The sequence below is a fragment of the Nocardia sp. NPDC005746 genome (assembly GCF_040630785.1).
Taxonomy (GTDB): Bacteria; Actinomycetota; Actinomycetes; order Mycobacteriales; family Mycobacteriaceae; genus Nocardia.
On record NZ_JBEXYE010000027.1, the window covers coordinates 45,514 to 71,655 of the forward strand.

A 26,142-nucleotide genomic window follows, 5' to 3' on the forward strand; every position below is an offset into this window, starting at 1 on the left:
TTCAGCCGTCTCCGGCCGCGCGGCGAAGGAGCGCGGACAGTTCGCGCATGCGGTCGACCAGTTCCGGTGGTTCGATGACCCGGAATTCGAAGCCGAAGCCCGCGACGTAGACGGCTATCGCGTCGAGGGAGTTCGCGCCCGCGTGCAGGACGCAGGTGGTCGCGTCCACGGCTTCGAGGACGCCGACCGTCGGGGAGATGAGGTCGGCGGCCCGATCGGCGGAGGTCAGCAGGGTGATCCGGGCGTGGTAGCGGTAGGGCGCCGAGGTGACGCCACGCGAAACCTGGTCGGCGGGGTCGGGGGCCTCACGCGGGGTGAAACGCGGGCCGGTGGGGATGCGCGGGGTGAGTCGGTCGACGCGGTAGGTGCGCCAGTCCTCGCGGTCGACATCCCAGCCGGTCAGGTACCAGCGGCGACCGTGGTGCACCAGACGGTGGGGTTCGGTTGTGCGGTAGGAAGTTTCGGTGCCGGCGTGGGTGCGGTAGTCGAAGCGCAGACGGTGCTGGTCGCGGATGGCGGCGGCGATGGTGGTGAGGGTGTCGGGGTCGACGCGGGGGCCGCCGGAGGGGACCGACACGGTCGCGTCCTGGAGGGCGGTGAGGCGGTGACGCAGCCGCGACGGAAGCACCTGTTCGAGTTTGGTGAGCGCGCGCAGGGAGCTTTCCTCGATGCCCGCGATGGTGCCGCCCGCGGCGGTGCGCAGGCCCATGGCGACCGCGACAGCCTCCTCGTCGTCGAGCAACAGCGGCGGCACATTCGCGCCCGCGCCCAGGCGGTATCCGGCGCAACCGGGTGTGGCGTCCACGGGATAGCCGAGGGCGCGCAACTTCTCGATATCGCGGCGCACGGTGCGCACGTCCACCTCGAGCCGGGCGGCCAGATCCGCGCCGCTCCATTCGCGCGGGGTCTGCAACAACGACAGCAGTCGCAGCAGTCGAGCCGAGGTTTCCAACATGAATCCGATTCTTCCCGACAGCTAGGGCAGAACCTGTCCTAACCGGCTCGTAGCGTTGTTCTCATGAGCGAACAGGTCACTCCCTTCCGCATCGACATCCCTCGGACTCAGCTCGACGATCTGCGGCGGCGGCTCGAATCCGCCCAGCTGCCCGCCCCGCTGCCGGGCGACGACTGGGACACCGGCGTGCCCGTGCACTGGCTGCGGGAACTGGTGGAGCACTGGCGCACCGGATACGACTGGCGCGCGGCCGAAGCAGAACTCAACCGGTATCCGCAGTTCCTCACCGAGATCGAGGGGCAGCGGGTGCACTTCCTGCACATCCGCTCGGCCGAACCGGGCGCGGTGCCGCTGCTGCTGACCCACGGCTGGCCCGGCTCGGTGGTCGAATTCCTCGACGTCATCGGGCCGCTCACCGATCCGGCGGCGCACGGCGGCGACCCGGCCGACGCGTTCCACCTGGTCATTCCGTCGCTGCCCGGGTTCGGGTTCTCCGGGCCGGTCGCCGACACCGGGTGGACGCGGGCGCGGATCGGCCGGCTGTGGGCCGAGCTCATGCGCCGCCTCGGCTATGAGCGCTACGGCGTACAGGGCGGCGACATCGGCGGCTCGGTCAGCCCCGAAGTGGCGCGGTCGGCACCGGACAAGGTGATCGGCGTGCACGTCAACGGCGGCACCAATCTGCCCCCGCAGTCGGCGGTGAACGACCTCGACGAACTCACCGACCTCGAACGCGACCGGATCCGGCGGATCCAGGCGTTCATGCGGGAGGAGTTCGGCTACATCGCGATCCAGTCCACCCGGCCGCAGGCGCTGGCCTACGGCCTGGTGGACTCCCCGGTCGGGCAGCTGGCCTGGATCATGGACAAGTTCCGCGAGTGGACGCATCCCCGCAATGTCGTGCCCGACAAGATCATCGACCGGGATCGCCTGCTCACCAATGTGATGCTGTACTGGCTGACCGGCACCGCGGGCTCCGCCGCCTACGTGGGCTACGCCCAGACCGGCGAATGGGGCGCTCCCGCAACCAATTCCGGTGTCCCGACCGGCGTCATCGCCTTCGCCCACGATGTCTGCATCCGGCGCTACTGCGAGCCGTCGAACACCATCACCCGCTGGACCGACGTCGACCGCGGCGGCCACTTCGCGGCGCTGGAGGAACCCGAGATCCTCGTCGGCGACATCCGCGAGTTCTTCCGCGACCTGCGCTGAGCGCCGGGACCGGAATCCGGTGCGGTCCGGCCGGATTCAGGGCACCAGTGGCCTGACCTGCTCGGCGGCGAAGCGGACGAAGCCGACCAGGTCGGGCTCGTCGCCGGTGGGTTGCAGCACGACACCGGTGGCCCCGGCCTCGGTCCAGGCGATCACCGCGTCGGCGATGGCCCGGGCGTCCCCGCCAACCCCGATCCCGGGGATGGTGTCGCGGTTCTCGGCCCGCAGTTCCGCCGCCACCCGGTCGGCGGCTCCGGGCCCGGTGGCGGCCAGTAGGTACACGACGATCGGATACGGATGCGCCGCCATGGATTCCGGCCGGGCGGCCCGCACGATCCCGGCAGCCGTGCGGACCCCTGCGGCAGGGGTGGAGCTGGTGAGGATCACCCCGTCGGCCGCCGCGCCCACCAGTTCGAGGGTGCGGGGCCCGGTCGCCGCGGCCAGGATCGGCGGCGCGGCGGGCGGGGGCCAGTCCAGCGCGACGTCGTCGAGCTGAACATACCTGCCCCGCACGGAGATTCGCTGCCCTGCCAGCAGGGCCCGCAAGGCCTCGAGGTATTCGCGCAGCAGCGTGATCGGCGAGGCGACCCGCTCCCCCACCTGGCCCATCCAGTCCTGCACCCCGTGCCCCACACCCCAGATCCCGCGCCCGGGGAACATTCGTTCCAGTGTGGCCAGCTCCATGGCGGTGATCGCGACATTGCGCAGCGGCACCGGCAACACCCCGACGCCGATGCGCACGCGCTCACTCCAGGCCAGTGCGGCCGACGCGGTCGCGATCCCGCCCTCGAGGAAACAGTCCTCCCACAGCCACAGTTCTTCGAGCCCCGACGTGTCGGCGGCCCGCACCACCTCCCGCAGCCGCTCCGGCGGTTGCTGCGGCCGGAACACCACTCCCAGCGTCGTCATCCCCCATGCCTACCACGCGGGCGGCGGAAACGACTGCGGCCCGGCCCCATTCGAGGGACCGGGCCGCGGGGAAGTTCGGCTCAGCCGAAGTGGCAGACGTAGTGGACCGGCTCCACGACCTCGATGACGAAGCTGGAGTTGCCCGGGACGGAGAAGGACTCGCCGCCCTTGTAGGCGACGGCCTCGGTCTCACCGGCGAGGGTGACGTTGCACTGACCCTCGAGCAGCTCCATGATCTCCGGCGCGCCCGTGTTGAAGGTCAGGGTGGCGGGGAGGATGACACCGACCGACTTGCTGGTGCCGTCGGCCAGCTCGATGTTGTGGCTCACACACTTGCCATCGAAGTAGACGTTGGCGCGCTTGGTGACGGTGACATTCTCGAACTTCATGCTGCTACGGAGTCCTTTGCTCGGATGGGGACCCGCCTGGCGGGCGGTCCGGTTCGCGCCGATCGTACCGGTGGTCTCCGGGCGATCGTTCAGTCGGGCAGGACGCCGGCGCCCGCGTCGGCCAGCGCGTCCAGGGCCGCGACCGCCAGCGCCCGGCCCTGCTCGATGATCGGGGCGGCGCGATGGAAATCCATGGTGCCGCAGACGTTCTGCGGCACCGAGATCACCAGGTCGGGCGGGTGGGCGGCGAGATGCTGGCGGGTGATGGAGGCCAGCATCAGATCGATCGCCCGCTGCGCGACATCGGTGGCGCGCACGCTGCTCAAGGCGGGCGGCTGCTCCTCGACGGGCGCGTCCGGGGTGCGGCCCAGCCTTTGCGCGGACGCCCGCCACCACTGGGTGAACCAGTTGGTCCGCGGTTGCGCCCGGTCGTAGGCGGGGTCGGGCGGACCGGACAGGTCGACCCCGATGAGCAGGTCGGCCGATCCCAGCGCCATGGTGGCGACCACCGGCAGCGGATCGAGGACGCCGCCGTCGACGAGGACGTGCCCCTCACGCAGCACCGGGGTGATGAAGCCGGGGATGGCGATCGAGGCGCGGATGGCGGCGTCGAGTTCACCGTCCCGGAACCAGGTCGAGCGACCCGTGGTGATGTCGGTGGCGACCGCGATGTAGGGAATCGGCAGGTCCTCGATACACAGTTGGCCGAGCATCTCCCGGATCCGGTCCAGGATCTTCCCCGCCCGGATCACCCCGGGCTCGCTGAACGCCGGATCCAGCAGGCGCGCCACCTCGAACTGGCCGAGAGTCGTTGCCCAGGAAGTGAATTCGTCGAGCTTGCCCGCCGCGTACAGCCCGCCGACCAGCGCGCCCATCGACGACCCCGCCACCCCGATGATCTCGTAGCCGCGTTCCCGCAGCTCCGCGATCACGCCGATGTGCGCGTATCCGCGTGCCCCGCCGCTGCCCAGGGCGAGGGCCACCCGCTTGCCGGTCGGCACCGCGCCGCCCATGGGCATCGCGCCGATCGGCGCGGTGCTGCTCGTCGGCACCGAGTCGCTGCTCGTCGGCACCGAGTCGTCACGCGTCGCCATGGCGTTCTCCCATCTCGACGGCGACCGGACCGACGGGCTTGGGCTGTTCCGGCCGCCAGCGCCGCACCAGGTAGACCCCCAGGGCACAGCCCGCCGTGATTCCCAGCGCCGCGTAGGCGGGCACCGGTTCGTGGGGTACCTGCGGCAGTCGATACCAGTGCGGTGAATACCCGATCCGCCCGAACGGCCTGCCGCGCAACGCGACCGCCGCCGACGGCACGAACAGCGCCGACAGCGCGACCACCACGCTCGTCGCGCGCCGCGGCAGCGCGGACCCGAGATTGCCGCCACCCACCAGGCTGATGGCCACCACGCCCAGCACCGCCCAGGTCGGATTCGCGATTCCGGTCACCGCGAGTAGCGCCGCCACGGCCGCCAGCACCGCCGACGCCGCGATGGCGACGTAGGGGCGCGGCCGCAGCCAGGCCACCAGCAGTCCCGCCGCGACCGCCACGTCGATCAGCAGATTCGGCCAGCCCGGACGCGGCACGGTGACCACCGCGGACGCCGCGGCGGAGCAGGCGACCAGCAACAGCAGCAGCACGCCGTCACGGCCGGGCAGAATCAGCGCGGCCAGGAACGCGCCGACGATCACCAGCGCGACACCCGCGACGACCACCGCGACCCGGTCACCGCTCTCGGCGAGCCAGCGCGAGGCCCGAGCCAGCGTGAACACGGCGACGGCTCCGGACAGGATCGGGGCCAGCGAGAAGTCCGGTCCCTCGCCGGGCATCGGCCCGATGTGATCGCGGGCCGGAAGATTCGCCGCCACCAGCGCCAACGCGACCAGGATCAGCCACACCGGCGGCGCACCGCCGAACAGGCGGTCCAGGGTGCTCGACCACCGATCCTGGTCCGGGGGCTGGGCGATATCCCCGAAGATCACCGAGCTCAGGCAGCCGAACAGATACGCGCCGCCCGCCAGGGACGGCGTCCACACCACGGGTGCGAGGCAGCCGATGATGACACCGGCGCACAGCGCGTCGACGTAGTTGACCGTGGTCAGCGAATCCATGCCGACCCCGGACATACCCACGTGATTGACCAGGATGCCCAGCAGCGCGACCGCGACCGCGTACCAGGCGGCACGGTTACTGCGGACGCTCACCACCGCGGCCGCGCAGATCACCGCGACCATGGCACCGGACTCCATGGCCGGCGGCACGCTGCGCACCATGAGGTCGACCTGCTGGGGTGCGGAGGTGAACCAGCCGTAGCTGACGGGCATCATGATCGCCAGCCCGGCCGTCGCGGTGGCGGCGTAGACCGCCGCGAACCGCACCAGCGCCCGCCACTCCACCATGTCCTTGACGGTACGGCGATCAGCGAACAGCCCGCAATCCGACTCGCAGACGCGCCGGACCGGATGGCGGGCGCTATCGTTCACCTATGTCTGCTGCAACTGAGAATGTTCGCGTAGATAGTGAGTTCGCACCCCTACGGACCGTGGTCGTCGCCCAGAGCGAATTCCGCGCTCCGGACAACCAGGAGCTAATCGGCCACGAGATGCCGGTGGAACCGGCCGCGGTGGGCGTCCTCGACGTGGTCTGGGGCAAGACCTTCGGCGAGGTGTACCCCGACAAGCAACGCGCGTGGGAGGCCGAACGCGAGGAGCTGGCCGCGGTCCTGGAACGCCACGGCGTGGAGGTGCTGCGCCCGCGCCTGTTCACCGCCGCCGAGAAGGCGGCCGCCGGACCCGAGGGCTACGCCAACTTCTTCGTCCGCGATCCGTGGTTCACGGTGGGCGAGAACGTGATCGAGGGCGTACTCCAGTTCCCGCACCGCCGCCGCGAGGTGCTGCCCAGCCGCGACCTGCTGCTGGCGCGCGTGATGCCGGCCGCCGCGCACTACGTCTCGCTGCCGCAGCCGGGCATCGGCCATCCGGGACCCGGTCCGTTCCTCGAGGGCGGCGATGTCCTGGTCCTCGGCAAGCAGGTCTTCGTCGGCCTGTCCGGGATGGCGAGCAACGCCCTCGGCTACAACTGGCTCGCGAAATACCTTCGCCCCCAGGGCTTCACCGTGACCCCGGTCCGGATGCCCGAACACGTCCTGCACCTGGACTGCGCCCTGGGCCTGGTCCGCGAGGGTCTGCTCATCGCCTGCCCCGACCGCCTCCCCGACGGCTTGCCCGCGGCGCTGCGCGAGTGGGAGCGCATCGAGGTCACCGAGGACGAGGCCGCCGCCATGGCCACCAACGGCCTGCCCATCGACAGCGAAACCTACATCACCGACCCGCGATTCGACCGGGTCGGCACCCTGTTGAAGGAGCGCGGCATCACCGTCGAGTACATCGATTTCTCGGTGTCGCGGCTGTTCGGCGGCGCGTTCCGCTGCTCCACCCAGCCGCTGCTGCGCGCCGAATGACCGCTCCCCCACCCCGTTTCGAGGCGGAGGGCGTCAGGCGGCGGAGGTCACGCGGTAGACGTCGTAGACGCCTTCCACATTGCGGACCACATTGAGCAGGTGCCCGAGGTGCTTCGGGTCGCCCATCTCGAAGGTGAACTTGGAGATGGCGACTCGATCACCGGAGGTGGTGACCGCGGCCGAGAGGATATTGACCTTCTCGTCGGCGAGCACCTTGGTGACGTCGGAGAGCAGGCGGGTGCGGTCGAGGGCCTCGATCTGGATGGCGACCAGGAAGACCGACGACGGCGACGGCGCCCACTTGACCTCGATGATGCGTTCGGGCTCCGAGCGCAGCGAGTCGGCGTTGGTGCAGTCGGTGCGGTGCACGCTGACCGCGCCGCCGCGGGTCACGAAGCCCATGATCTCGTCGCCGGGCACCGGGGTGCAGCACTTGGCCAGCTTGGAGACGGTGCCGGGCGCGCCCGGAATCTCCACGCCCGCGTCCCCGGTCGTGCGCTGGCGGGCGGGCACCGTGGACGGCGTGGACCGTTCGGCCAGTTCGTTCTCGACATCGCTGACACCGCCGAGCTGGGCCATGAGCCGCTGCACCACATGGTGCGCGGACACCTGGTTCTCGCCGACGGCCGCGTACAGCGCCGAGATGTCGGTGTAGTGCAGTTCGTGGGCGAGGGCGCTCATGGCGTCCACGCTCATCAGACGCTGCAGCGGCAGGCCCGAGCGACGGACCTCCTTGCTGATGGCGTCCTTGCCCGCCTCGAGGGCCTCCTCGCGGCGTTCCTTGGCGAACCACTGCCGGATCTTGGCCTTGGCGCGCGGGGACACCACGAAGTTCGACCAGTCCCGCGAGGGTCCGGCGTTCTGCGCCTTGGAGGTGAAGATCTCGACGACCTCACCGTTCTCCAGCTGCCGTTCCAGCGCGACCAGACGTCCGTTGACGCGCGCGCCGATGCAGCGGTGCCCGACCTCGGTGTGCACCGCGTAGGCGAAGTCGACCGGGGTCGACTTCTGCGGCAGCGTGATCACGTCGCCCTTGGGGGTGAACACGAAGATCTCCGGCGACTTCAGGTCGAAGCGCAGCGACTCCAGGAATTCGGCCGGGTCGGCCGCCTCCCGCTGCCAGTCGAGCAGCTGACGCATCCACGCCATGTCGTCGACTTCGGTGGAGTCGTTGGAGTGCTTGCCCTTGGTCTCCTTGTACCGCCAGTGCGCGGCGATGCCGAACTCGGCGGTCCGGTGCATGTCCTGGGTGCGGATCTGCACTTCCAGCGGCTTGCCGTCGGGGCCGACCACGGTGGTGTGCAGCGACTGGTAGACGCCATAGCGCGGCTGGGCGATGTAGTCCTTGAACCGCCCGGCCATGGGCTGCCACAGCGAATGCACGACGCCGACCGCGGCATAGCAGTCGCGCACCTCGTCGCAGAGGATGCGGATGCCGACCAGGTCGTGGATGTCGTCGAAGTCCTTCCCCTTGACGATCATCTTCTGATAGATCGACCAGTAGTGCTTGGGGCGGCCCTCGACGACGGCGGTGATCCGGCTCGACGCGAGCGTGTTGACGATCTCGGCGCGCACCTTGGCCAGGTAGGTGTCGCGGGACGGCGCGCGGTCGGCGACCAGGCGCACGATCTCGTCGTACTTCTTGGGGTGCAGGATCGCGAACGCGAGGTCCTCGAGCTCCCACTTGACCGTGGCCATTCCGAGGCGGTGGGCCAGCGGCGCGATCACCTCGAGGGTTTCGCGCGCCTTCTTGGCCTGCTTCTCCGGCGGCAGGAAGCGCATGGTGCGCATGTTGTGCAGCCGGTCGGCGACCTTGATCACCAGCACGCGGGGGTCGCGGGCCATGGCGATGATCATCTTGCGGATGGTCTCGGCCTCGGCCGCGGCGCCCAGATTGACCTTGTCCAGCTTGGTGACGCCGTCGACCAGGTGGGCGACCTCGGTGCCGAATTCGGCGGTCAGCTCGTCGAGCGAGTACCCGGTGTCCTCGACGGTGTCGTGCAGCAGGGCGGCCACCAGGGTGGTGGTGTCCATGCCCAGCTCGGCCAGGATGTTGGCGACCGCGAGCGGATGGGTGATGTACGGGTCGCCGGACTTCCGGAACTGGTGCTGGTGCTTCTCGTCGGCGACGTCGAAAGCCCGTTGCAGCAGAGCCAGATTCGCCTTCGGGTACAGCTCGCGGTGCACGCTGGCGAGCGGTTCCAGGACCGGCTTGACCGCCGCGATGCCGCGCTGCCCGGTCATGCGGCGGGCCAGGCGGGCGCGCACGCGGCGGGAGGCGGAGGTGGGGACGGCGGTGGTGTTGCGGGCGGCGGCCGCGGACTGTGCGTTGGCCGCCGGGGTGGCGGATCCTTCCTCGGGCGATTGCCCCGAGTTCGCCTTCTCCAGATGCTGTGTCATGCCACCTCCGCTCGCGGCCTCGAAAGGAAAACCATATCGGACCGTTCAACCACCCAGATCATCCACTTTAGTCCTGGAATCGGATCGCGACCGGGGCAGCGTCCACCGCCGGTGCCAACCGCTCCGGAGCGATGAACGATACCCGTCCTGCTCACTGTTCGCTCGGACTCGCCGCGAGCCCGTCGCGGGTCAGTTCCAGCCGTCGTGTCACCCCGATGCCGGCCAGGAATCTCGGGTCGTGACTGACCACCACGAGCGCGCCCTGGAAGCTCGCCAGCGCCTCGGTGAGATGCGCGAGGCTGGGCAGGTCCAGGTTGTTGGTCGGCTCGTCGAGCAGCAGCAGTTTCGGCGCCGGGTCGGCCAGCAGCAGCATGGCCAGCGCCGCCCGCAACCGCTCCCCGCCCGAGAGCGCCCCGGCCGCGACGTCGGCGTCGGCGCCGCGGAACAGGAACCGGGCCAGCTGGGCGCGGATCCGCTCGGGTGCGGCGTGCGGCGCGGTGGCCGCGACGTTCTCGAACACGGTCTTCGATTCGTCGAAGACGTCGAGGCGTTGCGGCAGCATGCGCCACGGCACGGCCGGCCCCTCTTCCTGAATGCGGTGCAGCAGCGTGGTTTTGCCGATGCCGTTGCGTCCGGTGAGCGCGATGCGTTCGGGCCCGGTGATTTTCAGGGTCACGGTGGGTCCGCACGGCAGTCGCGCCTCGGTCAGGTCGAGGACGTCCTGGCCCGGGTAGAGCCGGGTGCCGGGCAGGTCGACACGGATCTCCCGGTCGTCGCGCAGCCGGTCCTGCATGTCGGTCAGATGATCCTTGGCCTCCTCGACCTTGCCGATGTGGTTGTTACGCAGCTTGCCCGCCGACACCTGGGCCTGGCGTTTGCGTTCGCCCATGACGATCTTGGGTTCGCGTTTCTGGTCCCACATCTTCTGCCCGTACCGCTGGCGGCGGTCGAGTTTGATGCGGGCTTCGACGAGTTCGCGCGACTGCTTGCGGACATCGCTGCGGGCCTCCCGGATGGCCGCGCGGGCGGCCTCCTGTTCGGCGTCGATGATCCGTTCGTAGTCGGTGAAGTTGCCACCGAAGATCCGCACCTCGCCGTGCCGTAGTTCGGCGATGGTGGTCACCCGGTCGAGCAGTTCACGGTCGTGGCTGACGGTGAGCACGGTGCCGGGGAACTGGCCGACGACCTCGTAGAGCCGCTCGCGCGCCACCCCGTCGAGGTTGTTGGTCGGTTCGTCCAGCAGCAGCACATCGGGTTCGCGCAGCAGTTCGGCGACCAGGCCGAGCAGCACGGTCTCCCCGCCCGACAGGGTGTCCAGGCGACGGTCCAGGTGCGCGACATCGCCTGCGACGTAAGGCAATCCGAGCCGCCCCAGCAAGGCCACCGCGCGTTCCTCGATGCCCCAGGCCGTGCCGACGGTCTCGAAGTCGGTATCGTCGCCGGTACCGGATTCGATGCGGTGCAACGCCTTCCGGATATCCGACAGCCCGAGCACCGCGTCCACGCGCTGCCCCGCGGCGAGTCCGAGATCCTGACGCAGATACCCGAACCGCCCCGGAATGGTCACCGAGCCGCGCTGGGCGCGCAATTGCCCGGTGAGCAGGCGAAACAGGGTCGATTTCCCCGCGCCGTTGGCGCCGACCAGGCCGACGTGACCCGGCCCGAACTGGGCGTCGAGTCCGTCGAACACAGGGGTGCCGTCCGGCCACGCGAAGGTGAGATCGGAAACAGAAATAACAGGCATAGACATGCGGGCCTCCCGAGAGTGAGCGAATGCGGCGCGCGAATGCGGGCCACTCGGCGATCACCTCAGAAGATCAACGGCATGTCTCCGATCAGACGGGAATGAGAACCGAACTACGGTAACCGAGATCAACAGGCCGGAGCAAGAACATATTTCGTGAGCCGAGTCTCAGCGCACGTCAGCGCGCGGTGAAGCGCAGATACCCGAGCGCCGCCAGCGCCAGCACGGCCGACACACCGAACATGACCGTCACGCCGTGCCCGAGGGCGACCCCGCCCAGCAAGCTCCCGGCCCCGATGCCGAGGTAGATGCAGGAGGCGTTCAAGGCCACCACCAGCCCGGATTCCGCGGGAGCGGCGGCGATGAGCCGGTGCTGTTGCGCGGGCGTCTGACACCAGGTCGCCGCACCCCAGCCGAGCGCCAGCACACCGATGAGCACGGGGAGACGCGTACCCGTGGCGGCCAGCACGCCCATGACGCCGAGGGAGAGGGCCATCAGCGCGTACCCGGCGGTGAGCACCGGGATCGGGCCGAACCGATCGGTGGCGTAACCCGACGACAGATTGCCCGCGACCGCTCCGACCCCGTACAAGCCCAGCACCCACGCGGTCGCCGAGGACCCGATACCCAAGGCCCCCAACGCCGGAACCGCGTACGCGTACACGGTGTACGCCGCGCCCATGCCGAACAGGGTGAGCGGCAGCACGGCCACCACCGATCGATCGCGCAGCACCGCCAGCCGAGTCAGCAACGGCACCACCGGATTTCCAGGCAGCGCGGGCACCCACGCCGCGACTCCGGCCGCGGCGACCGCGCACACGACCGCGACCCCGATCAACGCCGAGCGCCACCCCATCCGCTCGGCCAGCAGGTCGCCGAGCGGCACGCCGAGCGCGGTCGCGACGGTCAGACCGCCGACCACGACGGCCAGCGCTCGCGCCCGGGCCTGCGGCGGGACGAGCGCCGAGGCCACCGCCGCCGCGTTCGGGGTGAAGGCGGCCGCCCCGAGCGCGGCCAGGATCCGGGTGGCCAGCAACATCCAGAACGCCGGCGCCGCCGCGGAGCCGAGGTTGGCCAGGGCGAGCACCAACAGCGCCGACACCAGCAGCGTCCGGCGCGGCAGCCGCGCGGTCAGCGTCGCCAGTACGGGCGATCCGAGCGCGTAGGCGCCGGCGAACACCGTCACCGCCAGTCCCGCACTCGCGAGCGAAACCCCCAGCGTCCCGGCCACATCCGGCAGGAATCCGGCCAGAATGAACGAGTCCGTTCCGACGGCGAACGTCCCCAGCGCCAGAATCCCCGTGCGCCGCAATCCGTTCCACGACCCGGTGCCGCCGCCTCGCCGGGCCGCGCCACTGCCGACCGGCACGTCATCTGTCGAACGTCGCGCGGCAGAACCGTCGACCGCAGCATCCACTGTCCAGGCGGTGGCCCGCCCAGCTGGACCTGATGCTTCACCAAACGGGACACTGATCATCCCGAATCTCCTTCCGAAAAACCCGGCGCGAGGCCGGGTCGGTTTCTTGCGGACGCGCCGAGCGGTCAGCCTGTCCTGTTCTCATAGAAGCGGCGCGTGTACTTCGACGCGTTGGCCGGGGTACCCGCCATCACGTCGGCCACCGTCTGCGCCGTCAGCTCCCGCCGCCAGGCCAGTTCGGCCCGTCCCATCGCCGCGGCGATGCCGCACGGTTTGGCGAATTCCTCACCGCCCCGCGCGGCTCCCGCGCCGCGGCGGCGAATCTCGGTGCACCGGAAGGCTTCCGTGCGCCCTTCGACGGCGGCCACCACATCCATCAGCGTGATCCGTTCGGGCGCGCGCGCCAGCCGGTATCCCCCGCGCGCTCCGGGCGTGGACTCGAGGATCCCTTCCCGCACGAGCGGCTGGAGCCGCTTCTTCAGGTACTCCGGCGGCAGTTCGAAGATCTCGGCGAGCCGGGCGGTGGCGATCGGCGCGTGGTCGTCGAGCCAGGCCAGGGCCACACAGCAGTGCAGCCCCCATTCGACGCCTTCACCCATCAACATGAATAGGGATAGTACATGTCCCGATAACCCCGGCCAACCCCGTTCAGCTGCCGATGCGGCGAGCCTTCATGCCATTGGCGAGGGGCACCTCGCCGACCTTGCCGCCGGCTTCGGCGTGCAGCATGCGGCCGCCACCGGTGTAGATGCCGACGTCGGAGGGCCCACGCGGCCCGAACGACCCGAACACCAGGTCACCGGGCTTGGCCGACAGCAACGGCACCTCGACGCCCTGTTCCCACTGCTGTTCGGCGGTCCGCGCCAGGGTGATGGTGCTGCCGCTGCCCGCGAACACCGCCGCCGCGGTCAATCCGGCCTGGTCGAAGCCGCCGTCGCTGGGCCCGCCGGGTCCGCCGCCGCCGAACACGTACGGCGTACCGATCCACTGCTCACCGGCGGCCACGATCTGCGGCCCGAGATCGGCCCGTGAGTCGGCCTGGAACCGGCCCTCACTGCCCAGGCTGCGGAACCCGGGTTCGGCGGCGAGGATGCGCGCCACGTAGGGCCGGGTCTCGGTGTAGTGCCGCGAGATCTGGTTGGGCATGCCGCCCGAGGCCAGTACCGCGCCCTCACCGGCGTTGTAGGCCGCGACGGTCAGCGCGGTCAGGTCACCGGACACCGTGCCCGCGGCCATCCAGCCCTCGATGGTCTTGGCGATGGCGCACATGTAGCGACCCTGCCCGATGATGGCGTCGGCCGGATCCAGCACGCTGGCATAGCCTTTGCCGTCGGCGTCGATGACGTAGGGCTGCCCGTCGGGGGCGAGGGCGCGGGCGGTGCCGGGCATGAACTGGGCGATGCCCTGCGCGCCGTCCGGGGAGACCGCGTCGGTGCGGAACCCGGATTCGGCCTGCCCCTGCGCGGCCAGCAGTGACGCGCCGATCTCCGGGCACAGCGAACCCGCGCGCCGGTACCAGATCTCGAGTTCGGCGGGCACCTTCCCGGAGGCGAGATTGCCGCCCGCGGTACCGAATCCGTTCTCGCAGTACGGCCCCGAAGGCGCGGGGATGCTGCCGCCGGCCAGCCACGGCATCGGGTCGACCTGACGCCCGCCGGTCATGCGCCCGCCCGGAACCAGCTCGAAATGCAGGTGCGCGCCCGAGGATTCGCCATTGCTGCCGACATCGGCGATGTGGCGGCCCATCTGCACGATGTCGCCGGTGCGTACGAAGATGCCGTTCGCGTACATGTGCCCGTACACCGTGGAGTAGCGGCGGCCGCTCTCGTCGAGGGAGTCGATGACCACCCAGTCACCGAAGCCCGAGGCCGCGCCCGAGGCCACCACCAGACCGTCGGCGGCCGCGTAGATGGGGGTGCCCGCGGCGGCGGCCATGTCCACGCCGAGGTGCGCGCCACCGCGCGCACCGAAGGTGTCGGAGATGGTGAATGTGCCTGCGGCGAGCGGGTATTGGTGGCGTCCGGTGCCGGTGAGGCTGCCCGCCTCGTTCACCCGGCCGGGTGCGGCGGCCATGGAGGCGTTGGCGGGGGCCGGCACGGTCGAGGTGGGGGCCGCGTCCTTGACGGTGACCAGCACCCGGTCCAGGCGGTTGCGGGCCGCGTCGCCGCGATCGCCCAGCGGCGTCCACTGGATCCCGGCGGCCGCGCCGGGAGTCCAGCTGCGCTGCTTCCAGATCAGATAGTCGACGCGGAAAGCGGCGGCGTTCTCCTGGAGGAACGACACGATGGCGTCGCCCTTGCCCGAATCGCCGCCGACGATGAATTCGACAGCGCGCCCGGCCTTCAGGTCCGGGGTGGCGTCGTCGTCGACCACGCCGCGCATGTCCATCATCCCGAACCGGGCCACCGTACAGCGCAGGACGCGCAGCGCGCCCTCCTGGAGCCCCGCCTCGACGGGCGAGCCGGTGGACGGGCAGCTGGGTTCGGTGCGCGCGGAGGTGAGCGCGGGGATGGCGGGCGAGCCGGGGCCGCAGCTGGTCTCACTGGCGGGCAGGATGATGACGAGCAGCAGCGTCATCATCCCCAATATCAGGCAGATCGCCCCACCCACGAGGTACTTGGGCCTCACGCCCGAAAGCTCCCGGCCGCCGCGCTGATCACTCGGACATCATGCCATGGCGGACACGCGGTTTCACGGACGTCCGCATCCGTCACACCCGTCGTGCGTGTCTCCCTCAAACCGACCCGCGTGTCTGTTTCGACGGGTGAAATGCGGGCACTCCTCGGATATGCCGTACGTTGCCCGCAATGAAGTCCGCGCCGCTGGCATCATCAGCGGCGTCGGCGCGCTCTTCGCCCTCATCGAGGGCGTCTACATCCTGCTGCTGGTCTTCGAGGCGGACCAGTCCAACAAGTTCTTCGGCTTCATCAAGCGGCTGGCAGAACCGCTCGCGCTGTTCTTCCCGGGGTTGTTCCACACCAGCAATGCCGACTTCAACATCATCCTGGACTACGGCCTCGCCGCGATCTTCTGGCTGGTGGTCACCGGATTCGTGGCCCGCATCATCGCCCGCTGACCGAGCGGCGTTGCGGGGACACGTCCCCGCAACCCGATCTCCAACCCCGCGGCGGCCGCGGGGACAACACCTACTCGGGCGACATGACGGGCGGCACACCCACGGTCGCGGGGAAGGAAAGGCTCCGGCCTGGGCGGATCAGAGCTTGACGATCGAAGTCACCGGGTAGTCGCCCTGCCGTTCGCGGCCGTTCAGGAAACCCAGCTCCAAGACGACTGCCGCTGCCGTGACCTCGGCACCCGCGGCGGCGAACAGCTCGGCTGCGGCCGCCAGGGTGCCACCGGTGGCCAGAACATCATCGAGCAGCAGCACTTTGCGGCCCTTCAGGTCGATGCCATCGGCCGGGATTTCCAATGCGGCGGAGCCGTATTCGAGCGTGTATTCGCGGCTCAGCACCGGCGGCGGCAGCTTGCCCGCCTTGCGGACCGCGACCACGCCGGTGCCGAGGATGGCGGCCACGCCCGCGCCCAGCAGGAAGCCGCGCGCGTCGACACCGGCGACCAGGTCGGCGTCGGGGGCGCAGGAGGCGAAGCAGTCGAGCACGGCACGGAAGCCCGCGGAGTCGGCGAACACCGGAGTCAGGTCCGCGAAACGCACGCCCGGCGTCGGGAAGTCATCGTGCCAGCGGGTCAGCCGCCGCACCGCTTCCTCGGCCCGGGCGGCCCGCTCCCCCACCAGTTCGGCCGTCTCCAGCATCTCGTGCTTGCTCATCTACACCCACTCCTCGTTCACCACGCCGGTCCGGCACAACTACCGTTTCAGTACCCAGCGATCCATATTCCAGCCCGCGCCCGCCTTAGTGGCGCTGGCGATCCCGTTCTCCATGCCGTTGCCGAACCCGATGGTGCGGGGGGAGGCGAACAGCGGAATCGACGGCATCTCGCTCCAGAGCAGGTTCTCTTGCTCGTTGAGCAGATTCAGCACGGCTGTCGAGTTGTCCTCCGCCGCAAGCTGATCCGCGATGGCATCGTAGCGGCCGTTGCCGAACCGCCCGAAATTCAGGCCTGCGCCGGTGCGCAGCGCGGCGATGGCGTCGGTCGCGCCGAGCGTGCCGGAGGGGCCCGGCATGGCGGCGCTGCCGCCCAGGATCGCGTCGACCTTGCCCTCGGTGAGCTGCGCGGCGGTGAAATCCGGTGCGCCCGCGTCGATCACGTTCACGCCGGCGGCCTTGCAGGCGTCGGCGATGGCGGCGACCATGGCCGCGCGGCGCTCGTCGGGCTTGACGTAGCCGATCCGCACGGTCTGGTTGGCCACGCTCGAGGACGCGGCGGCCTGGGCGGCGGTGCCGTCGCCCTTGTACTTGTCGCCCGCGCCCGAGATCGACTGGTAGTACACCGAATCCTGTTGCACGGTCCGCGAATTCAGCGGCCCGGCGCCCGGGCCGATCTTCACGGTGTAGTCCGGGTGCCCGAACTTCTCGAACAGCGCCTGCCGCGGCACGCAGGAGGCGAAGCCGCGCCGCGCGTCCGCGCGGTCGAACACGCCGCCGGTGGCGAGCACCAGCTGCTCGACACCGCGACCGGGCAGATTCTGGCTGTGAAAGCTGCCGAGCCCCACGTCACCCAGCGATCCCGCGCCCACGTCCAGCACGCCGATCGAGTTGTCCGACACCTTGGACTTCAGGTCCGAGTGCCGGTCCCAGACCACGATGCGCCCGGTCCGGGGCTGGTTGCCCCACCACTTCTCGTTCTTCACCAGGACCAGGCCGTCCTTGTCGGTGAAGGAGTCGATCCGGTACGGCCCCGACGACGGCAGCACCGTGGCGTCCACCTTGCCGGGGGTGAGCTTCCAGCCGTTGTTCCAGAAGTCGGCGACCCGCTCCAGGGTGGGCTGGTCGCCGGTCTGCACCGGGGTCACCACGTTCGGGATCTTCACCTGGGTGGCGACCACGTGCGCGGGCATCAGCTCGGCGGCGTTGAACAGCGTCTTCCACGCCGAGTAGTGCTTTCCCGGCCGGAACAGCACGGTGGCGTCCTTGGATCCGGGCTGGCAGTCGACGCGTTCGATATCGCGGTAGCCGTCGGTACCGGCCGCCTCGAACAGCGGGACCGGGCCGCCCGGAGCGGGCTTGGTGAACCGCCCGCTGCGCGCGGCCCAGGTCAGCACCAGGTCGTCGCAGGAGGTGGGGATGCCGTCGGAGTAGACGCCCTCCGGGTTGAGCCGGTACTGGATGGTCTGGGACTCGCCCGGCACCTCCTTGGCGGTGCCGGTGTCGGTGTCGGCCACCGGCTGCCCGTCGGGCCCGGTGTAGAAGAACCCGGTCAGCACCCGCGAGAACACCGCGGCCGCACCGCTGTTCGCGCCGAGCGCGCTGCCGCCGTTGTAGGAGGCGACGACCGCGTCCACGCCGTACCCGATGGAGGGCACCTGGTTCTTACCCGCGCAGCCCGCCAGCGCGCCGGCGGCGAGCGTGCCCGCCATCAGCGCGACGACGGTCCGGCGCACGGTCGTGTCGACGGCGGTCCGGCGCACAACCTTCTGGTCTTGCTTCACCCGCGAAACCCCCTGTGCGCCTAGTGCCGTCGCTGCTGTCGTTTCCCACTCGGCCGGGCGCCAGGACGCGGCGCCCGGGTGCCCTGGCTACGCGGCCCGTGCTCGCGCGCGGCGCCGTTGGCGTCCGAACCGCGACCGGCGACACCGGCCGCCGCGCCCACGCGGGCCCGGCCGCCGCCCGCGCGGCGGTTGAGCACCTTCTTGGTGTGCGCGGCGACCGGACCCCAGGTCTCCTTGAGCGACACCAGGATCGGGACGGCGAAGAAGATCGAGGAGTAACCACCGACGATCATGCCGACCAGCTGCACCAGCGCCAGGTCCTTGAGCGTGCCGACGCCCAGCAGCCACACCGCGATCACCAGCATGCCGATGATCGGCAGGATGCCGATGACGGTGGTGTTGATCGATCGCATCAGGGTCTGGTTGGCGGCGAGGTTCGCCTTCTCCGCATAGGTGTGCTTGGTCAGGTGCAGCACGCCGCTGGTGTTCTCCTCGACCTTGTCGAAGACGACCACGTTGTCGTAGAGCACGTAGCCCAGAATCGTGAGCAGACCGATCACCGCCGCGGGCGTCACCTCGAATCCGACCAGCGAGTAGATGCCCGCGGTCACGATGAGGTTGAACAACAGCGAGGCGATGGCCGCGAACGACATATCGCGTTCGAAGCGGATCGCGATGTAGAGCATCGTCAATCCGACGAACACCACCAATGCCAGCAAGGCCTTCTGGGTGACTTGGCCACCCCAGGTCTCACTGATCTCGGCCACGCTGATCGCGTTGCGGTTGGGCTGTCCGCTGGAGTCCTTCGGCTGGAACGAGTCGTACAGCGCGTTCTGCAGCTTGTCGGCCTGCTCGACGGTCAGCGAATCCGACCGGATCTGGATGGTCGACGACGAGCCCGAGCCCACCTTCTGCACGGTCACCGGGTCGTGGCCGAGCGCGGACCGGTAGACATCCTCCACCTTGGAGGTGGTGACGCTGTCCGAGGCGGGCAGCTGGATGCGCGAACCGCCGGCGAAGTCGATGCCGAGGGTGAACCCCTTGAACACCATGCTGGCCATCGCGATCGCGATCAGCGCGGCGGCGATGCCGTAGTAGACCTTGCGCTTGCCGACGATCTCGAAACCGCCGGTACCGGTGTAGAGCCGCTCGAACAGGCTGTGCCGCTTGTCCGCGGGCGTCGCCTCGTAGTCGAGCTCGGAGTCGGAATCCACCACGATGGGTGAGGACTTGGCCATGATCACGCCTCCTTCACCAGAACGCCGCCGGTGGCCTTGCGTTCCTGTGCCAGCTCTGCAATTGCGCCCAGGCCGTTCACCGACGGCTTCGCCCAGAACGGCGACCGCGAGACCAGCATCATCAGCGGCGCGGTCACCAGGTACAGGACGATGACATCGAGGACGGTGGTGACACCGAGGGTGAAGGCGAAGCCCTTCACCTGACCCGCGGCCAGCAGGTACAACACCGCGGAGGCGATCAGCGAGACCGTCTTACCCGAGAGGTTGGTGCGCTGGGCGCGCTGCCAACCGCGCGGCACCGCGGAACGGAAGCTGCGACCCTCACGCATCTGGTCCTTGATGCGTTCGAAGAACACGACGAACGAGTCCGCCGTCATACCGATACCGATGATCAGACCCGCGATACCGGCGAGGTCGAGGGTGAACCCGATCCAGCGGCCCAGCAGCACGATCAGCGCGTACACCGCGACACCCGCCGCGAGCAGCGAGAAACCGGCCAGGAAGCCGAGCATGCGGTAGTAGAGCAGGCAGTACAGCAGCACCGCCACCAGGCCGATCGCGCCCGCGATCAGGCCCGCGCGCAGCGAGGACATGCCCAGGGTCGCGGAGACCGTCTCGGCCTCGGAGGTGGTGAACGACAGCGGCAGCGAACCGTACTTCAGGGAGTTCGCCAGCTCCTTGGCGGTGGTGGCGGTGAAGTTGCCGCTGATCTGGGTGCTGCCGCCGAACTGGTTGCCGGACTCGACCCGCGGCGCGCTGACCACCTTGGTGTCGAGCGCGAAGGCCAGCTGCTTGTTGAGGTACTCGTTGGTCAGCTTGCCCCAGGCGTCCGAACCGCTCGACTTGAACTCGACGTCGACGACCCAGCGGCCCTGACGCGAATCCAGCTGGCCGGTCGCGTTCTTGATCTCCTGGCCGTCCAGCTTGGACTTGTCGAGGAGGTAGACCTCGGTGCCGTCGCTGCTGCAGGCGACCAGGGGCAGGTTCGGATCGTCGTTGCCCTGCAGCGGATCCGGCTTGGTGCAGTCCATGGTGGCCATGGCCTGCAGCTGCGCCGTTTGATCGGTGCTCTGCCGCAACGCCTTCGCGGCCGCGATCTCCTGCTGCGACTGCTGCGGGCTCGGCGCCGGGGTCGGGGACGGGGTGGTCGGAGCCTGCGCCGGGAACACCCGGTTCTGCGGGACCGTCGCCTCGGTGGTAGCCGCCGCCGACGTGGTCGGCGCGGACGAGGTGGTCTCGGGCGTCACCGTGCTGGGCGCGGCCGGGGCGGTGGTCGGGGTGCCCGCGGGCGGCTGCTGCGGCTGCGTCTGCTTGCCGACCTGCGGGGCGGTCACATTGAGCACCGGGCGCACGTACAGCTTGGCGGTGGTGGCCAGTGACTTCGCCTGCGCGCCATCCTCGCCGGGGACCGTGATCACCAGGTTGTCACCCTCGATGACGACCTCGGAGCCGGCGACGCCGAGTCCGTTGACGCGCTTCTCGATGATGTCCTGGGCCTTCTTCAGGCTGTCCTGGCTGGGCTTGCCGCCGTCCGGGGTGCGAGCCGTCAGGGTGACCCGGGTGCCGCCCTGCAGATCGATGCCGAGCTTCGGGGTGTGGACTTTGTCGCCGGTGAAGAAGATCAGGCCGAACATCAAAGCCACCAGCGCGGCGTAGACGCCGAGCAGGCGCAATGGATGCGCCGTTCCCTGTGAAGGTGGCACAGTACTTATCTCCTAGGCGGGATCGAGGGTGGAACTAGCGGGTACACACCGCAGCGCCACCGGCCGCCGGTGTACGTCGAGTACAGCCCGGAGCGGCCGATGGCGCCGGATGTGTTCAGTCCTTGGTCAGCCGCGGCGTGTCGTCGGCGGCTTCGGAGGCGGCGTCCTCGGCCGCGGCGGTGCCGTTGGCCGCAGCGGCGGCGGTGCCGTTGACCGCGGGGGTGGCGGCGGCGTCGGCCGCAGGGGTGGCGGCGGCGTCGGCGGCGGCCGTGTCGTCGGCCTCGTCGTCGTTGCGCACCTCGAGCACCGACTTGCGCAGCCAGGTGGTGACGACCTCTTCGGCGATCTCCAGATCGACGGTGGCGTCATCGAGTTCGACCACGGTGCCGAACAGACCCGACGTGGTGACCACCCGGTCGCCGACCTTCAGGGCGTCCTGCATGTCGGTCACCTTCGCCATCTCCCGTTTCTGGCGGCGGACGCCGAGGAACATCGGGATGAGCAGGGCAACCAGCAGCAGTGGCAGCAGAAGATCCATCGTCGAAGTCAGCTCCTGGTCAGTGGTCAGACGGTTGTTTCCCGACAGTCTGCCAGTAATCCCTGAGAGAACGCGCGGCGACCTGTCCCAGAGTCCACCCGTTTTCGCCCAGGGCTGATTCCCCGGGCCGCGCGGTCGGCCCCCGACTGTGCCGACCGCGCAGTCTCACTCAGGCCGGCTGTTGTCCATAGCTGTAGTCGTCCAGCGGGAAGCTGGACGCTTCGCGGTGGGCGTTCAGGGTGCTTGTCGGGCGCAGCAGGGCGGCCTCGCCGTGCTGGTTGAAGTAGTAGCTGCGCGCGGTCGAGCACTGGCCGCCGTAGAAGACCGAGGAACCGAGCTTGTCGGTGACGCGGTCCAGGAATTCGGCGTTGGCGCGCTCGGTGACCTCGAAGACCTGCTCGCCGCGGCGGAACATCTCACCGAACAGCCGCGTCATGTGCTTCATCTGCGCCTCGATGGTGGTGAAGTACGACAGGCCGCTGTAGGAGTAGGGGCTGTTGAGGCTGACGAAGTTGGGGAACTTCGGCACCGTGATGCCCTCGTAGGCCTGGAAACGGTTGTCGCGCCAGAACTTTCCGAGGTTCACCCCGTCGCGGCCGATGATCTCGATGGCCGGGAAGTTGACGTCCCACAGGTTGAAGCCGGTGGCCAGGATGAGGGTGTCGACCTCGGTCTTGTGGCCGTCGGCGGTGACGATGCCGTCGGGCTCGATGCGCTCGATGGAGTTGGTCTCCAGGCGCACGTGCGGCTCGTTGAAGGTTTTGAAGTACAGGTTCGAGAAGGTGGGCCGCTTGCAGCCGAAATCGTAGTCGGGCGTGAGCTTCTCGCGGGTCTGCTTGTCACGGACCTGGGTGCGCAGGTGGGCCTTGGCGAGCAGTCCGGCGGCCTTGTTGAGGGGCTTGGCCTGCTTGAAGTGCAGCACGCCGACCACCATGAGCGCCTCCAGCATGGCAGTGTTGATCAGGCGGGCGGCCTTCTGGGTGGCCGGAACTCGCGCGAACAGCTTCTGCACCGAGGGCGGGATGGGGGCGTCGACCTTGGGCACCACCCAGATCGGGGTGCGCTGGAAGACGGTGAGCGCCCGCGCCTTCTCGGCGACCTCGGGGATCAGCTGTACTGCGGTGGCGCCGGTGCCGATGATGGCGGCCTTGGTGCCGGTGAGGTCGAAGCCGTCCTCCCAGGCGGTGGTGTGGATGATCTTGCCCTCGAAGGTGTCGATGCCCGGGAACGGCGGGGTGTAGGGCTGCGACAGGAAGCCGGTGGCGGCCATCAGGTAACGCGCGGTGAGGGATTCACCGTTCTCGACCGATACCACCCAGTGCTGCTGCTCGGCGTCCCAGCGGGCGCCGCCCACGGTGGCGCCGAAGCGCATGCGACGGCGCAGGTCGTACTTGTCGGCGACGTGTTCGGCGTACTTCTTGAGCTCCGAGCCCGGCGCGAACAGCCGTGACCAGTTCGGGTTGGGTTCGAAGGAGTACGAGTAGGTGACCGAGGCGATGTCCACCGCCAGGCCCGGATAGTGATTGACGTGCCAGGTGCCGCCGAGGTCGTCCTCGCGCTCGAGGATGAGGAAATTGCCCAGGCCGAGCCGATCCAGCTCGATCCCCGCACCCATACCGCCGAAACCCGCCCCGACCACAATGGCGTCGTACTGAGGTGCCACGCCGAACCTCCCGCTGAGCTGTGTGTTCTACAAAAACTGATTCACCTGTCACGGAATGACATCTCATTCCGTTTGTGATCACCGTATCATCGGCCTGGTGACGAAGCCATCCTCGAGAATCGAACGGCGCAAGGCCGAACTCCGCCGGGAGATCATCGACACCGCGTTCGCGTGTTTCGCCGAGAAGGGCTACCACGCCACCGGCATCGCCGATATCGCCGCGGAGCTCGGCATCGGGCACGGCACCTTCTACCGGTACTTCGAGAACAAGCGCGACATCATCGACCACGTCATCGACGACCTGGCCGCGCGGATCATCGAAGCGCTGGGCACCGACAACGCCCCCGACGCGGCCGACAGTCTCGAGGAGTACCGGGCGCAGGTGGACCGGATCGGCGACGCGCTCAACCGGATCTTTCTGGAGGACCGGCGGGTGGCGCAGCTGCTGCTGTTCCAGGCCACCGGGATCGACTCCGAACTGACCGAGCGGCTCTACGGCCTGCTCGACACCGCCGACGCCCTGACCGCCGGATACCTCGAGCACGGGGTCGAACACGGTTATCTGCGTGCGGATCTCGACACCGTGAACACCGCGCGCGCGGTCACCGGCATGCTGCTGGCCGCCATCGTGCACGGCATCCGCACCCCCGACCCGCAGGCGGTGGACGATCTCAGCCATGCCATCCGAGCGCTGCTCATCGACGGCGTGCGCAAGCACTGAGGCGGCGATCCGGCAGGCGCTGACACCCGTGTACAAACAGACCAGTATGTCCAGTGCGGCTGGATCCGCAAGGGGCGGAAGTAATTCGGACACGAAGCTCTTGGCACAATGGCGCGAGTGACCCCCGAGGACGTCCGCCGCCGCCGGTTCGGCCCCGCACCGCACGGGCCGCACGGCTACCACCCCGCCCAGGTGGACGCCTTCTGCGCGCGCATCGCCGACACCATGGCGGGCCACGACCATCTGACCGTCGCCGAGATCCGGCTCGTCGAATTCGACGGTCCCCCAGCCGGGCAACACGGTTACGACATCGAACAGGTCGACGATTTCCTCGACCGGCTGTGCATGGAACTCGAGTACCTACGCCTGGGCCGTAGCCACCAACCCGTGCGCCGCACCCACGACCAGCTCACCCCCGACGACGTCCTGAGCATCCAATTCTCCACTCCCCCGGCCGGTTTCCGCGGCTACCGCGCCGAGGAGGTGGGGGCGTTCCTGGTCCGTCTGGCCGCCGCTCTCGCCCATCAGAGTCCCCACGGCCTCACCCCGGACGAGGTCCGGACGATCACCTTCCACCTCGCCCCCCTCGGCGCTCCCGCCTATCACCTCGACGAGGTCGACGCCTTCCTCGACCTGGTGGTCCAGCAGCTGCGCCAGTCCGACAACCGCGGACCCTCGGTACCCGGCCCGGAGTCGAGCACCCCTACCCGCGAACGGTCCGCGCCGTCGCTCGAGTGGTGATCGACGCGGCTCCAGCGGTGATCGACGGTCGCAGCTGCGCCCAGGGCGCGGCGCGTTCGATGGCGGCTGCCAGCCGCAGGACGGTCCCATCGGCCAGGTGGCGGCCGATGATCTGGAGCCCCACCGGCAGCCCGGCGCCGGTGCGGCCCGCCGGAACACTGATGGCGGGCTGACCGGTGAGGTTGGCCGGATAGTTGAAGCCGATCCAGGCCGACTGGGAAACCGGTGTGCCGTCGATGGTTCCGGGCCCGTGCGCGCCGACCGGGAAGGCCGCGACGGCGGTGGTGGGGGTGATCAGGACATCGAGATCGCGCATGAGCCGGGCCATCGCGTTGACCAGGGCCTTGCGCGCGATATTGGCGTCGGTGAAATCCTGCGCGGTCCACGGCCCGCGCAGCCAGGCGACCAGGTGCGGGGACATGCGATCGGCGTGCCGGTCGGCCATGGCGCGCATGCCGCTCAGGTCGGTCTCGGCCATGATGAGGGCGGAGAACGCGGCGGCGGGATCGGACCAGCCGGGTCGCACCGCTCGCACGTGGCAGCCGAGCTGCCCTTCCACGACCTCACGCACCGCCCGTTCCACCACACCGCGCACCTCGGGATCGACCGGCAGGTAGCCGAGGTCGGGGCTGAATCCGACGCGCAGCCCCGCCACGGTGTCGGGCCGTTCGCCGCCGTCGCGCGCCGCGGCGATCCAGTCCACGTCCCCGCACGGAATCGAATGCCGATCGCGCGGGTCGGGGCCCGCGAGCACCGACAGCATCAACGCGGCGTCGGCGACGGTGCGGGTCAGCGGGCCGATATGTTCGATGCTCTCCCAACCGGATACACCGGGCAGCCGTTCGTCCCGGCAGCCCGGGTAGACGGGCACCCGGCCCATCGACGGCTTCATTCCGACCAGCCCGCACAGCGCGGCGGGCGCGCGCACCGAGCAGCCGCCATCACTGCCCAGCGCCACCGGTCCGAGCCCGGCCGCGACGGCGGCGGCCGATCCCGCGCTGGAACCGCCCGGGCTCGAGGCGGTGTCCCAGGGATTGCGGGTGGCGGGGAACAGCGGGTTCAGTCCGCTGGCGCTGTAACCGAATTCCGAGGTGTTTGTCTTGCCCAGGCAGATCGCGCCCGCCGCCAGCACCCGCTCGACGACGATGTCGTCCTCGTCGGGAATGTGATCGCGATACACCCAGGACCCCGAGGTGGTGCGAATACCCTTGGTGGACAACAGGTCCTTGATTCCCAGTGGAACGCCCACGAGTGGTCCCGGATCCCGGCCGCGCACCAGGTCGTCCGCGATCAGCCGCGCGCGCCGCCGGGCCGGCTCCGGGGTCGGGGTACAGAAGGCGTGCAGTAGCGGATCCATCTCCTGCATACGATCGAGTACCGCCTCCGTCAGCTCGACCGGCGACAGCTCCCGCGACCGGATCCGGGCCACCAGCTCGGTGGCCGGAAGGAAGCACAGTTCGTCGCGTTCAGCGGAATTCACCGCGC

22 protein-coding genes are annotated in these 26,142 nt (G+C 69.5%); 5 read left to right on the plus strand and 17 right to left on the minus strand.

The genetic code is table 11. From position 1 onward, the window contains the following. Position 1: 1 nt before the first annotated feature. Positions 2–955, minus strand: coding sequence for a YafY family protein (locus ABZ412_RS32835; RefSeq protein ID WP_357288174.1), 954 nt, complete (start codon positions 953–955; stop codon positions 2–4). Between the two features lie 63 nt (positions 956–1,018). On the opposite strand from ABZ412_RS32835, the gene ABZ412_RS32840 reads away from it, so the two are divergent. Continuing rightward, positions 1,019–2,167 (plus strand): epoxide hydrolase family protein, encoded by a 1,149-nt coding sequence (locus ABZ412_RS32840; RefSeq protein ID WP_357288177.1) that lies wholly within the window; start codon positions 1,019–1,021, stop codon positions 2,165–2,167. Positions 2,168–2,203: 36 nt separating this feature from the next. Here the strand turns inward: ABZ412_RS32840 and ABZ412_RS32845 are convergent, their stop codons facing one another. The 4 genes from ABZ412_RS32845 to ABZ412_RS32860 form a co-directional block, all read right to left on the minus strand. Further along, a complete protein-coding gene (locus tag ABZ412_RS32845; RefSeq protein ID WP_357288180.1) occupies positions 2,204–3,076 on the minus strand; it encodes an LLM class flavin-dependent oxidoreductase in 873 nt (290 codons plus the stop codon). Between the two features lie 80 nt (positions 3,077–3,156). Beyond that, positions 3,157–3,465 (minus strand): pyrimidine/purine nucleoside phosphorylase, encoded by a 309-nt coding sequence (locus ABZ412_RS32850; RefSeq protein WP_357288183.1) that lies wholly within the window; start codon positions 3,463–3,465, stop codon positions 3,157–3,159. A gap of 89 nt (positions 3,466–3,554) precedes the next feature. Then, the gene (locus ABZ412_RS32855; RefSeq protein WP_357288261.1) at positions 3,555–4,484 is read right to left on the minus strand and encodes a patatin-like phospholipase family protein; all 930 of its coding nucleotides are present in this window, start codon (positions 4,482–4,484) and stop codon (positions 3,555–3,557) included. A 61-nt stretch (positions 4,485–4,545) separates the two neighbouring features. After that, positions 4,546–5,946, minus strand: coding sequence for a hypothetical protein (locus ABZ412_RS32860; protein WP_357288186.1), 1,401 nt, complete (start codon positions 5,944–5,946; stop codon positions 4,546–4,548). Between the two features lie 2 nt (positions 5,947–5,948). On the opposite strand from ABZ412_RS32860, the gene ABZ412_RS32865 reads away from it, so the two are divergent. Further along, positions 5,949–6,923 carry an arginine deiminase family protein gene (locus ABZ412_RS32865; protein ID WP_357288189.1) on the plus strand — a complete coding sequence of 325 codons (975 nt, stop codon included), beginning with the start codon at positions 5,949–5,951 and terminating at the stop codon, positions 6,921–6,923. A 33-nt stretch (positions 6,924–6,956) separates the two neighbouring features. On the opposite strand, the gene ABZ412_RS32870 is transcribed toward ABZ412_RS32865, so the two are convergent. The 5 genes from ABZ412_RS32870 to ABZ412_RS32890 all read right to left on the minus strand — a co-directional run bounded on the left by ABZ412_RS32870 (position 6,957) and on the right by ABZ412_RS32890 (position 15,112). Then, entirely contained in the window at positions 6,957–9,323 is a 2,367-nt protein-coding gene (locus tag ABZ412_RS32870) for a RelA/SpoT family protein (RefSeq protein WP_357288192.1), read from the minus strand. 151 nt (positions 9,324–9,474) lie between these two features. Next, a complete protein-coding gene (locus ABZ412_RS32875; RefSeq protein ID WP_357288195.1) occupies positions 9,475–11,073 on the minus strand; it encodes an ATP-binding cassette domain-containing protein in 1,599 nt (532 codons plus the stop codon). A 172-nt stretch (positions 11,074–11,245) separates the two neighbouring features. Next, complete coding sequence (locus ABZ412_RS32880) at positions 11,246–12,436, minus strand: MFS transporter (RefSeq protein WP_357288198.1); 1,191 nt, start codon at positions 12,434–12,436, stop codon at positions 11,246–11,248. Positions 12,437–12,609: 173 nt separating this feature from the next. Then, complete coding sequence (locus ABZ412_RS32885) at positions 12,610–13,089, minus strand: Rrf2 family transcriptional regulator (protein WP_357288201.1); 480 nt, start codon at positions 13,087–13,089, stop codon at positions 12,610–12,612. A gap of 43 nt (positions 13,090–13,132) precedes the next feature. Beyond that, entirely contained in the window at positions 13,133–15,112 is a 1,980-nt protein-coding gene (locus ABZ412_RS32890) for a peptidoglycan DD-metalloendopeptidase family protein (protein ID WP_357288203.1), read from the minus strand. Between the two features lie 160 nt (positions 15,113–15,272). On the opposite strand from ABZ412_RS32890, the gene ABZ412_RS32895 reads away from it, so the two are divergent. Continuing rightward, on the plus strand, positions 15,273–15,560 hold the full coding sequence (locus tag ABZ412_RS32895) for a hypothetical protein (protein WP_357288205.1): 288 nt from the start codon (positions 15,273–15,275) through the stop codon (positions 15,558–15,560). Between the two features lie 138 nt (positions 15,561–15,698). Here the strand turns inward: ABZ412_RS32895 and ABZ412_RS32900 are convergent, their stop codons facing one another. The 6 genes from ABZ412_RS32900 to ABZ412_RS32925 form a co-directional block, all read right to left on the minus strand. Next, positions 15,699–16,238, minus strand: a complete 540-nt coding sequence (locus tag ABZ412_RS32900; RefSeq protein WP_357288264.1) for an adenine phosphoribosyltransferase — start codon at positions 16,236–16,238, stop codon at positions 15,699–15,701. A gap of 72 nt (positions 16,239–16,310) precedes the next feature. Continuing rightward, positions 16,311–18,053: an ABC transporter substrate-binding protein gene (locus ABZ412_RS32905; protein WP_357288208.1), complete on the minus strand. Its 1,743-nt coding sequence runs from the start codon at positions 18,051–18,053 to the stop codon at positions 16,311–16,313. Between the two features lie 20 nt (positions 18,054–18,073). Beyond that, positions 18,074–19,291, minus strand: coding sequence for a protein translocase subunit SecF (gene secF / locus ABZ412_RS32910; protein WP_357288211.1), 1,218 nt, complete (start codon positions 19,289–19,291; stop codon positions 18,074–18,076). A 2-nt stretch (positions 19,292–19,293) separates the two neighbouring features. Continuing rightward, positions 19,294–20,994: a protein translocase subunit SecD gene (gene secD, locus ABZ412_RS32915; RefSeq protein ID WP_357288213.1), complete on the minus strand. Its 1,701-nt coding sequence runs from the start codon at positions 20,992–20,994 to the stop codon at positions 19,294–19,296. A gap of 115 nt (positions 20,995–21,109) precedes the next feature. Further along, positions 21,110–21,532, minus strand: a complete 423-nt coding sequence (yajC, locus tag ABZ412_RS32920; protein WP_357288216.1) for a preprotein translocase subunit YajC — start codon at positions 21,530–21,532, stop codon at positions 21,110–21,112. A gap of 169 nt (positions 21,533–21,701) precedes the next feature. Then, a complete protein-coding gene (locus tag ABZ412_RS32925; RefSeq protein WP_357288219.1) occupies positions 21,702–23,195 on the minus strand; it encodes an NAD(P)/FAD-dependent oxidoreductase in 1,494 nt (497 codons plus the stop codon). Positions 23,196–23,289: 94 nt separating this feature from the next. Here ABZ412_RS32925 and ABZ412_RS32930 point away from each other — a divergent pair, with 94 nt between their 5' ends. Both ABZ412_RS32930 and ABZ412_RS32935 read left to right on the plus strand, forming a co-directional pair. Further along, positions 23,290–23,916 carry a TetR/AcrR family transcriptional regulator gene (locus ABZ412_RS32930; RefSeq protein ID WP_357288266.1) on the plus strand — a complete coding sequence of 209 codons (627 nt, stop codon included), beginning with the start codon at positions 23,290–23,292 and terminating at the stop codon, positions 23,914–23,916. Positions 23,917–24,033: 117 nt separating this feature from the next. Next, positions 24,034–24,657: a DivIVA domain-containing protein gene (locus ABZ412_RS32935; RefSeq protein WP_357288222.1), complete on the plus strand. Its 624-nt coding sequence runs from the start codon at positions 24,034–24,036 to the stop codon at positions 24,655–24,657. Here the strand turns inward: ABZ412_RS32935 and ABZ412_RS32940 are convergent. Continuing rightward, positions 24,620–26,137 carry an amidase family protein gene (locus tag ABZ412_RS32940; protein WP_357288225.1) on the minus strand — a complete coding sequence of 506 codons (1,518 nt, stop codon included), beginning with the start codon at positions 26,135–26,137 and terminating at the stop codon, positions 24,620–24,622. The genes ABZ412_RS32935 and ABZ412_RS32940 overlap by 38 nt on opposite strands. Between the last annotated feature and the right edge of the window lie 5 nt (positions 26,138–26,142).